General features: G+C 62.6%; 9 protein-coding genes and 3 pseudogenes. 4 read left to right on the top strand and 8 right to left on the bottom strand.

Features of this window, described 5'->3' with window-relative positions; translation table 11 throughout:
- Positions 1–554 precede the first annotated feature (554 nt).
- Positions 555–845: pseudogene (locus HMPREF3149_RS13660) on the bottom strand (transposase); the annotation flags it as partial.
- Here HMPREF3149_RS13660 and HMPREF3149_RS10515 point away from each other — a divergent pair.
- A complete protein-coding gene (locus HMPREF3149_RS10515) occupies positions 760–1,443 on the top strand; it encodes an HAD-IC family P-type ATPase (protein ID WP_070538010.1) in 684 nt (227 codons plus the stop codon). The pseudogene HMPREF3149_RS13660 and the gene HMPREF3149_RS10515 overlap by 86 nt on opposite strands.
- A 29-nt stretch (positions 1,444–1,472) precedes the next feature.
- Here HMPREF3149_RS10515 and HMPREF3149_RS10510 read toward each other — a convergent pair whose 3' ends face one another.
- From HMPREF3149_RS10510 to HMPREF3149_RS10475, 7 genes are all read right to left on the bottom strand, one after another.
- The gene (locus HMPREF3149_RS10510) at positions 1,473–1,958 is read right to left on the bottom strand and encodes an HAD family hydrolase (RefSeq protein ID WP_070538008.1); all 486 of its coding nucleotides are present in this window, start codon (positions 1,956–1,958) and stop codon (positions 1,473–1,475) included.
- 178 nt (positions 1,959–2,136) lie between these two features.
- Positions 2,137–3,300 (bottom strand): ABC transporter ATP-binding protein, encoded by a 1,164-nt coding sequence (locus tag HMPREF3149_RS10500; RefSeq protein WP_070538004.1) that lies wholly within the window; start codon positions 3,298–3,300, stop codon positions 2,137–2,139.
- On the bottom strand, positions 3,297–4,616 hold the full coding sequence (locus HMPREF3149_RS10495) for an extracellular solute-binding protein (RefSeq protein WP_246819996.1): 1,320 nt from the start codon (positions 4,614–4,616) through the stop codon (positions 3,297–3,299). Before HMPREF3149_RS10495 ends, HMPREF3149_RS10500 begins: the two co-directional genes overlap by 4 nt.
- Before the next feature lie 89 nt (positions 4,617–4,705).
- Positions 4,706–5,509 carry a carbohydrate ABC transporter permease gene (locus HMPREF3149_RS10490; protein ID WP_246819995.1) on the bottom strand — a complete coding sequence of 268 codons (804 nt, stop codon included), beginning with the start codon at positions 5,507–5,509 and terminating at the stop codon, positions 4,706–4,708.
- Between the two features lie 20 nt (positions 5,510–5,529).
- Positions 5,530–6,450: a carbohydrate ABC transporter permease gene (locus tag HMPREF3149_RS10485; protein WP_246819994.1), complete on the bottom strand. Its 921-nt coding sequence runs from the start codon at positions 6,448–6,450 to the stop codon at positions 5,530–5,532.
- Entirely contained in the window at positions 6,447–8,690 is a 2,244-nt protein-coding gene (locus tag HMPREF3149_RS10480) for an outer membrane protein assembly factor BamB family protein (RefSeq protein WP_070537999.1), read from the bottom strand. The genes HMPREF3149_RS10485 and HMPREF3149_RS10480 overlap by 4 nt, the downstream gene beginning before the upstream one ends.
- A 19-nt stretch (positions 8,691–8,709) precedes the next feature.
- A complete protein-coding gene (locus HMPREF3149_RS10475) occupies positions 8,710–9,594 on the bottom strand; it encodes a MurR/RpiR family transcriptional regulator (protein WP_070537997.1) in 885 nt (294 codons plus the stop codon).
- Between the two features lie 326 nt (positions 9,595–9,920).
- Here HMPREF3149_RS10475 and HMPREF3149_RS10470 point away from each other — a divergent pair.
- The 3 genes and pseudogenes from HMPREF3149_RS10470 to HMPREF3149_RS13445 all read left to right on the top strand — a co-directional run.
- Positions 9,921–10,157, top strand: a pseudogene (locus HMPREF3149_RS10470) (transposase); the annotation flags it as partial.
- A 14-nt stretch (positions 10,158–10,171) separates the two neighbouring features.
- Positions 10,172–10,330 (top strand): annotated as a pseudogene (locus HMPREF3149_RS13450) (IS3 family transposase); the annotation flags it as partial.
- A gap of 413 nt (positions 10,331–10,743) precedes the next feature.
- Entirely contained in the window at positions 10,744–11,052 is a 309-nt protein-coding gene (locus HMPREF3149_RS13445) for a hypothetical protein (protein WP_141741516.1), read from the top strand.
- Positions 11,053–11,136 lie beyond the last annotated feature (84 nt).

The following is an 11,136-nucleotide window of genomic DNA, read 5'->3' as shown; positions in this document are numbered from 1 at the left end:
CAGCGTTACTAAATCCGTGGTCCTAACAATTCTTCGGTGGCAACCAAATCTATTGATTTGGGCGGCAGCACAACCGAACGTTAGTGAGGGCGTGAGCCACGATGGAATCTTATCTATTGGTATACGTTAGCGTTGACTGGTTGGTTGGCCTTAAAAAGACACCCATAAAGCGCGGCCGATGCAAGTAGCGTAGGAGGCGGCAAGCCCCGTAACCTGGGGCACCATCAGGGATGTGCTCTCCCACCTGGGTTGGCTCCCCTGAACAAGAAAAACGACCTCCGAAGGTCCTAAGCTCCGAAGGTCGTCGAGCGTCGAAAGACACTCCTAATGCTCAGCTAGGCAAACCAGCTGTGCACCTGGGTAATTGTCCCAGCAAAGTCGTGAGTCACCGACATCCCAACCACAAGGATGGTGGCCACGACCTTCCTCTTCTCTGGACCAGGACGTTGCTCCTGGTCACTACTGTGACGGCACTCCAGGTCAAGTCCTTTTGGGTGGTGTATCCGCCAGCGGTTGACTCAGCGATGAACTGACCGCTGACGGAACAGGATTCCTTACGCCACCAGAGCCTCCTGACCGTCACCGACAACGACGCCGACGCCGTCAGCTGCCCGGGCCTTCGCCAGCATCTCCGCCGTCGAGGACAGCACCGCCAGAGGCATGTACCGACGCTGCTGCATCCAGTCCTCATACTGCTCAGCCAGCACTGCCCCGACCAACCGGACCACCGAAACACGGTCAGGGAAGATCCCCACGACATTGGTCCGCCGGCGGATCTCCTTGTTCAACCGCTCCGTCGGATTGTTGGACCACACCTTCGTCCACCCCGGCTTCGGGAACGCGGTACACATCGGCATCGACGGCAGGTACGCCGGTTCTGTACTACTCGCCGACGAAATCAGGCCGACCTCCTCCCAGGCTGTCGCCGACCTGCACGACGAAGGCGTGCGCACCATCATGATCACCGGCGACTCCGCCGGGACGGCCCTCGCCGTCGGCAGGGCGGTGGGCGTCACCGACGTTCGCGCCGACCTGCTCCCCGAGGACAAGACCACTGTGATCGACCGCGAACGGGCCGCAGGCCACCGGTTGGTGATGGTCGGCGACGGGGTCAATGACGCCCCGGCGCTGGCGAAAGCTGACGTGGGAATCGCCATGGGAGGGGGAACAGACATCGCCCGGGAAAGCTCCGACGTCATTCTCGTCAGCTCCGACGCCCGCGATCAGGTCACCACCCTGCGCACGGCCCGGCGGGCACACCGGATCGTGACGTTCAACTTCATCGGGACCGTGACTGTCGACCTGGCAGGAATCGTACTGGTGGCCTCCGGACTGCTCAGCCCGGTGGTCGCCGCCTTCGTCCATGTCGGGTCGGAGACGGCGTTCATCCTCAACTCTGCGCGGCTGATCCCCGGGCGGCAGCGTCGAACTCCTCCGCGGTGAGGGGCAGTCGGTTGCGCCCCGCCATTCAGTCAGGACGGTGTGCGCGCCGTCATGCCCCTCCGCTCCGACGCCAGACAGGGTCGCACATCCACAGCGTCCATACCTGCCCTCCGCGCAGCTTCGAGCCCTTCATCACTGTCCTCGTAGACCAGGCACTTCTCCGCCGGGACACCCAGCAGCTCCGACGCCCGCAGAAACAGTGCCGGATCCGGCTTTCCGCAGGACACGTCGTCCCGGGTGACAACTGCCGAGAGCAAGTGTCCTATCTCCCACATGTCGATCGTGTGGAGCACGGTGCGCCGGGGTCCTCCGGTGGCTACAGCGACAGGAGCACCACCCTGCAAGCGGCGGATCACTGAAGCGACCGGGGCAACCGGTGCAACATCGGCGACAACACGGAGGAAGAATTCGTCCCTGGACTCGACAACCCTCGGGACGTCAATGCGCCTTCCCACCTCTTCAGCAGCCGCCGTGGCCATCTCTCCCGCCGAAAGCCCGTGGCGCGCAAGTACCATTCTCAGCTGATGTCGACGCCGACAAGCCTGAGCGCACTGCTGACGGCAGAGTAGTTCGCCCTGTGACTGTCCGCGACTGTTCCGTCCCAGTCGAAGATGTAGGCTGAGTATCCCGGACGGTACAGGGCATCCCTGTCGCGGGGAGCTGTGACCCTGACACCTCTCATGTCCTCCCCTTTCACCTGTCTGCGTCGATCCGTATACCGGTTTCCGCGTCAAACACATGAAGTGCACCACGGCTCCAGGACGCCGACAGCCGGTCACCCTCGCTCACTGAGGCGTCAGCCGTCATCCTCGCTGACAGGGTGCCACCGGCGACGTCACCATTGCGGCTCAGGCGGACAATCTGGCTGCCACCTTCGTAGGAGACCGCAGTGACCGTCACCCCGATGACCCGGTCGCGACTGTCTCCGGGAGTGCCCAACCGGAGATCGTCAGGCCGGATACCGACGCGGAACCGGTCCCTTCCCCTGAGAACGGGCATCCCTCCGAGCTCCTCCAGGGGAACTCCCTCAAGAAAACCACCTGTGCAGTACCCGTCTCTGACCCGCACTTCGGCCAGGTTCATCGGCGGTGTACCGATGAAACCTGCCACGAAAGCGGTAGTCGGACGCGAATACAGCTCACGGGGTGTACCGATCTGCTCAATCCTCCCACGGTGAATCACCGCCACCCTGTCAGCGACGGCAAAGGCATCCTGCTGGTCGTGCGTGACATGGATAGACGTGGCCCCGCTGCTGCGCAACAGTGTCGCTATCTCCTCCCGGAGGACGAGGTGGAGCTGCGCATCCATCCCGGACAGGGGCTCGTCCAGCAGAACCACCCCTGCCTGGCGTGCCAGTGCACGGGCCAGAGCAACGCGCTGCCGCTGTCCCCCGGACATTTCGCGGGGACGGCGGCCCAGCAGTTCGGTGATCTGCAGACGCTGCGCCACCGCGCGGGCTCGTAGCTCGGCATCTCCCCTGGTCATGCCGAGACCGTGAACAAGTCCCAGGGTGATGTTACGGAGCGCGTCCAGATGCGGGTAGAGGGCGAAGTTCTGGAAGACGATGGCGACGTCACGACGGTGAGGCGGCAGGCCCTGTTGTGGGACGCCACCAATGGTGATCTCGCCGGAGTCGATCTCCTCCAGCCCTGCGACAGCTCGCAGGAACGTCGACTTCCCGGAGCCGGACGGGCCGAGAAGTACCAGTGACTCACCCGGAATAACGTCCAGATCGACGTGGTCGAGAGCAGTGACCTCTCCGAATGTCCTGGTCAGTCCGTGGACACGGATACTCTTGGCGTGGTCCCCTCCCGTGGTGGATTCCTGTTCCTGCACTGCTCTGGCGAAGGATGTCACTGCTGAGTCACCCCGTTGATCTTCTTCACGGCGTCAGAGACCGCTTCGTCGACAGACCTTCCCTGATCGGTCAACTGCTGGACCATGTCCTGGAGCGTCTGGTTCACCCTTCCCATGGACTGTCCCGGCCAGCCGCCGCCGGCACTCGGCGTCCCCTCGTACTTCCATGCGTACCCTAGCGGGCTGTCGTAATCGGCATCCTGCCTGAGCATGTCCTGGGCTGCGGTGTCAACAGGAATGTAGCTGTTCTCCCGTGCGCTGCTTGCAATCACCTGCGGATCCAGCATGTTGCTGATCATCTCGCTCGAGTACGCGGCCCGGCAGGCGTCATCGGAGAGCACCATCCACCCGTTGCCCCCTGCCGGGAGGCTGGCGGTACCACCGTCCGGCACCGGCATGTCGGACACCGTCCAGTCGAAACTGTCACCCACCGCCTTCTTCACTGTCGCGGCCACTGCCGGTGTCCCGAAGAAGTAGGCGGCCTGGCCGCTGCTGAATTCCTTGATCGAATCCTGCCAGGACACCGGATTCTGCAGTCCCTTCTCCCCGATGGTCCGGTAGATCTCCAGCGCCTCGCGTCCCTGCGGGGTGTCGAACCCGGCCGTCCCGTCATCGTTGACATACCGGGCACCGTTGCTCTGGGTGAAGGCCTGGACGAACCACCAGGCGATGTTGTCACGCGGAATCTGGACAGGTTTCTTTCCCGTCTTCTCCTTGATCTTCTCCGCATTGCTGATCACCTGGCTGTGGGTGGTCGGCAGCTCGTCGATTCCGGCCTGCCCGGCCATCGTCGTGTTGGTGTAGAGAACCGGAACCGAGATCTGGAACGGGGCTACGTAGGTGGTCCCGTTGATTGTGCCGACATCCAGGAAGTTCTTGCGGTAGCTGTCCTTGAGCACTGAGGTGTCGAGAGGTCGGGGACTGTAGTTGTCTACCCAGAACCTGAGCTGGTCAAGCCCCAGCATGATGACGTCCGGCCGCGACCCTGCCTGAATGTCCGCGACAACCTGCTGCGTGAGTTCGTCGTAGCTGGTGCCCTCCGGGGCAGCCCTGAGTTCCACGGTGAGTCCCGGGTATTTCTTCTCCAGCTGTTCTTTGGCCAGTTCAGCGCCCTGCCGACCCTGGCTGGCAAATTCGGCGGTGAGTGTCACACCGGACGGGTCGCAGGAGGACACGTCGGCCTGTTCCGCCGGGGCAGCGACTTCCCCTGATCCGGAGCAGGAGGTGAGCGCAGCGAGCGAGGTCGCTGTGAGCAGTGCTGCGCCGAGGCTCCGGACTCGGAGCCTGCGACGGGTGGTTGAAGATGTGGAGGTCATTGGTTCTGCCTTTCTGTCTGGTGATTACTGGGGATGAAGTGTCGGGGTGGAGAACTGTCGGAGGAGCGGATGAGAGATCCCGTGTCATGTCAGCCCGGAGCCTCCCCACCCGCTATCCCACGGGCGAAGTGCTGCTGGGCAGCCAGGAACAGTGCGATCATCGGAAGTGTCACGATGAGTGCCCCGGCGCTTAGCGCGCCGTAGTCGGTTCCGGTCTCTCCCTGCTGGAACACCGCCAGTGCCAGCGGCGGGGTGTACAGGGCATCGGAGCGGGCGATGAGCAGTGGCCACATGTAGTCGTTCCAGTGTGCGAAGACGGACAGCACCGAGAAGGTCGCGATCGCAGAGCGGGAGTTGGGGACGACGACATGGACCAGAGTCCGCCACAGACCGAGACCGTCTGTCCGGGCAGCTTCGAGGAGAGTGTCCGGGATGGTCACCATGTGCTGACGCAGCAGAAACAGTCCTATAGCCGTCGCCGTGAACGGGATCACCAACGCTGCGAAAGTGTTTCCGAACCCCGCACTCCCGATCCCGATGTACAGCGGCAGTGCAGTCGCCTGGCTCGGGATCAACATACAGGCCAGAACCAGCCCGAATGCGGCATTACGACCGGGGAAGTCGAGCTTCGCGAGAGCGAATGACGCCGGAATGCTCACCGCGAGCTGAAGCACGAGAATCAGCGCCGTGACTACGACACCGACCAGCATCGCGTGTCCGAGCCCACCCCGTGTCCACGCCTCAGAGAAGTTGGCGAGTGTCGGGTCCGGAGGAAGGAGGCGGAGCCCTGAGTCAACCTGATCCTCCCGACCCGCAAAGGCGGTACGCACCATCCAGAGGAACGGTGCCAGAGAAATGACGACAGCGATGAAGAGGACACTCCACCTGGTCACGGTGCTGGTCACGGTGCTGGTCATGACTTCTCCTCCCCCGTCTGTGGGACGCCTGCCGCTGACGGACGTTCGCTACGTCGGGAAATCCGCCGGTGGATCACCCCTGTGAGAATCAGAACCGCGATGAGCATGGTGTTCAGCGCAGCTGCCTGCCCCAGGTCGAAGTACTCGAACCCGAGTTTCCAGGCCATGGTGAGTACGGTCTCACTTGAACCGAGAGGCCCACCGTCGGTCATTATCCGGACGGTGTCGAAAACCTGCGCACACTGGAGAATCGCCATCACCAGGGCGAATGCACTGACAGGCCGGAGGAGTGGAAGAAGTACGTGACGCACTCGGGCTGCACCTGTGACACCGTCCATGTCAGCGGCCTCCTCCACCACCGTCGGTATGCTGCTGAGGCCCGCGAAGTAGATGAGGAACGTGAACGACACCAGTCGCCACAGTCCGACCAGAGCGACCGTGGGAAGAGTCAGGGAAGGGTCACTGAGGAAAGCCACCGGTCCCAGACCGAACACTCCCAGCACACTGTTCAACGGGCCCGAGGGGCTGGCGAACACCGACCGGAACACCACTCCCATGGCAACAAGATTCCCTGTGTACGGGAGGAACAGCAGTACCTGGAGCAGACGCCTTCCCCTGGTGGCTGAATGGACCAGCAGTGCCAGGAGGAAGCCGAGGACCAGACCGGGGATCACGGTGATCACCGAGTAGACCAGGGTGTTCAGGATCGCCTGGCGGACCGCCGGATCCGCGAGAACGGAGCCGTAGTTGTCGAGCCCTGCCCACCTCCACGAGGTCTGCGACCCGATCCTGATGTTGAACAGGCTGCCCACCAACGCCAGCAGACCCGGCAACAGAATGAACAGGCTGACCGCAACGAGCGCAGGTGTGGCGAAGGCGAGCCCCACTATCCGGCGGCGACGCTCCGGCACGGTCACTGCAGCGGATAGCATCGCACACCCCCGTCCGACTCCACTGTGACCATCAGGAGTCCCGGCCCGTGGCCCACCGGCCCCGGGATCGGGGTGGCCGTGACCGGTGCGCAGGTGGGGACGACCCGACGCAGCTCACCGGTGGATACATCGAGGACGACCACCGAGGCGCACAGTGTGGGAACAAGGATCTCCTCCCCTGCGAGCGCGGGAGTGGCGGACAGCGGCTCCGGCGTTCTCCGGTAGGTACCGCGACAGACGAGTGGAGCGCCGGAGGAGTCCCGGGACCAGTTCCAGGTCCACCGGGTGTCCCCGGTGTCCACGTCGAGGAGTGATACCTCACCTGACGAGTCGGTCACGACAACCCCGTCGGGCACGCACAACGGGGACGCTTCATTCCACGGTCGCCGGGAGAGTCGCTGCCACTCCACCGTTGCGGTGAAAGGGTTCAGACGGGATGTTCCGTTCAGAGTCGTGCAGATGATCCCGGTCGGGGCCGCCCATACAGGTGTCGCCACCGGTAGAGCTGCACGCGAGAACGGGCTTTCGCCGGTAGTCCGGGACTGTTGCTGAGCATGTGCGGTAGCGAGGTCACCGCCGGTTGCAGCGTCCAGCACGCTGATGCGCTCCGGGGCGGGAAAAGACCCCACAGCCACTCTCGAACCGTCCGGGGCAGGAGAGGCCATGGTGATAAAGATCTGGTAGTTGGCCAGGTCCCGGCGACGCCACCGGAGTGTGCCGTCGTCCAGTGAGATCCCGACGACATCGGAGACATCTCCAGCAATGACCGTTCCCTCGGTGACTGCGGGGGAGTGCAGGGAGAACCGTCGCATGGGATCGGTGGAATCGAAGCGCCAGAGGAGTGTCCCGGCCGTGTCGTCCACTGCTATCACAGACCCGTCAACCAGACCGATCACCGCGACAGGACTGCCGTCCACCGAACCTCGAACGGGAGCGTCGGCCGCAGGCCATGTGTCGAGGTCGAGCTCCCATACGGTGCGTCCGGTGGCGAGGTCAAGGCAGGACAGTCTGCCTTCACCACCTTCACAGGCCCTGTAGGCGACCAGAGTTCCCGCGGTACCCTGCCCTGCGGCTACCGCCCGGTACCCTGTGGTGTCAGGTTCGTGCTGCCACAGTGGTGTGACCGGAGCAGGGGTGTCCTCCGCGGCAGCCCGACCTGACCCGGCGCTTCCGGCAGGCGGAAAGCTCTGACCGGTTACCACGGTGATCTGTTCGCCGTCCCACTCCACGACCCGGTACCCGGCCACCGAGTGGTCGATTCCGCCGAACATCGCCGGCGGAGTATTGACGTGGAGGACGTCGTCAGTCTTCACGATCCGGTCCGTGTGACGGTGTCCGGAGAACGTGGCTTTCGGCGGATACGGTGCGCTGCCGAGGAATTCTCTGGTGGGCTGGTCGTGGTACAGCAGAATCCAGGGACGTTCCCCCTGCCCCCCGGCATTCCAGGCGGCGAGATCCGCTGCCAGCCAGGAGCGCTGGATCCCGGCGTCCAGGTCAAGTTCATCGGTCAGCCAGTCCATGCAGACTACGTGGAGCCCGGGAAGGTCGAATGAGTACCAGCGAGGTCCCATCCACGTTTCATAGGCGGCGGGGTCACCGGTGTGGATCTCGTAGCCGGTCCGGCTAACAGTGCTGTGGTAACGGTCACCTGCCATGTGGTCGTGGTTGCCGGGAACGGTGTGCCACGGCCGGGGGCTGTGCGACAGGGTCCGGAGGAGTTCACGGTACTGGTCGTCGACGCCGTGGTCGGTGAGATCCCCGGTGATCATGAATGACGCCACGTCGGTCTGCTCGGCGATGCGTCGCAGCAGCGCACCCAACACTTCGGCGTCACCGAGCTCAGCCGGTTGCGGATACATCGCAGCGCCACCGATGTGGAGATCTGTGAGATGGGCGAAACGGTAGGGAAGAGCGGTCGCTGCGGGATCTGTCGCCCGTTCCAGGACGAACCGCAGGTCTTCTCCGCTACGTGTGCGGCAGAACCAGCGGTCTGCGGTTAGGCCGGCTGGAACGGTGACGGTGATGAAACCACTGCCCGGAAGCGCACCGCCGTTGTCCGGGTCACCGTTGAAAGAGAATGCCCCGTTGTCATCGGTGAGCGTCACTCGTAGCCCGTCGCTGACCGAAATTCTCGGCAGTGGCTGTCCGAGTGAATCGACCACTGTACCTCTGACGGTGTCGGACGGCGTGTCGTCTTCACGGTCGTGCTGTGTCGGAGTGTCCATGTTGGGTCGTCTCTCCTGTTCAGATCCGGTTGGCATTGACTATGGAGTCGGCCCGGAACTGTGCGTCAGGTGCTCCTGTGATTCGGTTCCGGAGACCAGTGAGAAGGGTGTCGAGCACTGCGAGATGGACGATGCGGCTCACGACGGCTTCCACCTGGTGATGGGTTTCCGCACTGCCTGCGACGATCACCGAGTCCAGCAGTTCGGTAACCGGTGACGTCGCGAAGCTGGTGACCCCCACGGTGACTGCTCCCCTGTCACGGGCGGTCTCGACGACCCGGAGCGTGGGAATTGTGGAACCTGTGTGGCTGATCGCGAGGCACACGTCTCCTTCGCCCAGGGATCCGGCGAGGACCTCCTGGAAAATGAAGTCCGCCTCGAAACGGGCGTCGATACCGAGTGCGGTCATGCGGTAGGCGGTGTCCCAGGCCAACGGTGTGGATGTTCCCGCCGCGGCGATGAGCACACTGCCTGCCGACGCGATGATGTCGACGACCCGTTCTATCTGGTCGGTGTCGATGACCCTACTCGCAGCGGTGAGAGCCTCACCGGTCTGTATGAGGGTTCTGCGGTAGCGGGCTGAGTCACTGCCACCGTCTCCGGCACCGGCGTCCTCCGCCTCCGACGGAGCGGGCAGTGTCCGGGAGAGCAGAAGTTTGAGCTGCTGGTACCCGGTGACGCCGAACCGTTGACAGAACCGGGCCACCGAACCGACCGATGTCGATGATGCGTCGGCGAGCTGGGAGATGGACATTCCCATCACCTCGACGGGGGAGGTCATGATGAATCGGGCGACCCGGGCCTCCGAATCGGAAAAGGACGGTAGCCGGTGCCGGATTTCCTCCAGTACCGGTGTGCGACGGCCGAGGATGGCGTCGCGGAAGTCACTGTCTGTGTCATTCATGCCGTGAACACTACCGCCCGAAGATGAACACAGCGTAGGTTGAAATGAACGGTGGATGAATTTTCCATCTATACGTCACTTCTGGAAACATGCTCCTGTCTGGACCAGGAGGACACCCCTGTCACCCGTCTGCGTCATCTGACCCGTCGGCGGCGCCGGGCCCCGGGGAGGGTCCTGAACCCGTCGATTGACGTGCAACACCTGGGACCGTAACCCGCACGAGAAGTGGCGGGACAAGCTCGACACGGTACTCACCAATGGCCGGCATCTGGAGCTGTAGGTCGCGCGGAAGGCTTGCATGCGGTTCCGGCGGGCGTTGGCGTACCGGGGTGCCGAAAGGCTTGACGGAGCTGGCGACGTTGGGGAGAACTCTGTGGCGTAAGCGGGCGGCGATCCTGGCGTACTTCGACACGGGCGCGTCGAACGGGCCGGTCGAGGCCCGATTTAACGGACGATTGGAGCATGTGCGTGGGATCGCTGTGGGGTTCAGGAATCTGGATCACTACATCTTGAGGTCCCTGATCCACTCAGGACAGTTGCAGGAGCGGATCAACGCACTGTGAACCGCGAAGAGCCGGATAACGCAGCCAGGGAATCATTCTTCGCGTTGCTGCAGAAGAACGTCCTCGACCGCTGTTCCTGGACCACCCGTAGACAGCTGAGCATCGCGATCGTCACGTGGATTGAGCGGACGTATCACTGCCGTCGACGTCAGGCTCGGTTCGGACGTTTGACCTCCAGGTCTGTGGGGTGGGTTTCGTCTCGTTGCAGGAGACGAGCGACACGACCGCTCCGGGTGGTCGGTTGGTGTTCTATGTGTTCTAGGCGTTGGCGCAGTTCGAGTGTGCTCTGATCATCGCGCGCGCCACGGCCGGCCTGGATGCGGCCAAGGCGCGAAGTCGGATCGGGGTGTTTTGTCGCTTCTACCTGCGGAATGACAATGGTGTAGGGTTAAGTAAAGAAGTGTGTCTGAGTTGGCTTACTTCTACCAGCTCAGCATGTGTTTTTAGTCGGTTTATAGGTCTTCGGGAGCTATAAACCGGTCTTTTGCGTTCAATACCGGATTTCTTTGGAAAGTGTGTTAGTTGTTTTTGCTTTGCTTTTCCGGTGAGTAAAAACAGGCCAAGATGCCCCATCTGTACAGGGCTAATGAAGAAAAACGGATACACACAAGCCGGTACCCAACGATGGCGATGCACACAAGGCTGCCGCGTCTCGTTAGTAAGAAACAGCCAACAAGCCGGTAAAAACGCCGCCACCTTCCGACTGTTCTACACCTGGATTACCGGCGGAGACTCTCTCAACAGCCTCGCACAACAACACAACACCACCCGACAGACCCTGCACGCGCGTATGAAATGGTGCTGGCTAATCCAAACCGACGTAGAAATCGACCATCATCGCGTCTATGACCAGCTATTTATCGACGGCACCTACCTCAACAAACAATGCCTGTGAAAGCTACAACCCGATTGGCTGGTGTCATTCCCGGGATAGCTGTACTGGGCGCACTCTCTGCAGAGCTTCATAATATGACGAAGT

It is taken from the genome of Corynebacterium sp. HMSC05E07, assembly GCF_001807225.1.
GTDB classification, from domain to species: domain Bacteria; phylum Actinomycetota; class Actinomycetes; order Mycobacteriales; family Mycobacteriaceae; genus Corynebacterium; species Corynebacterium singulare.
This window is presented reverse-complemented; position numbering and strand designations above follow the sequence as displayed.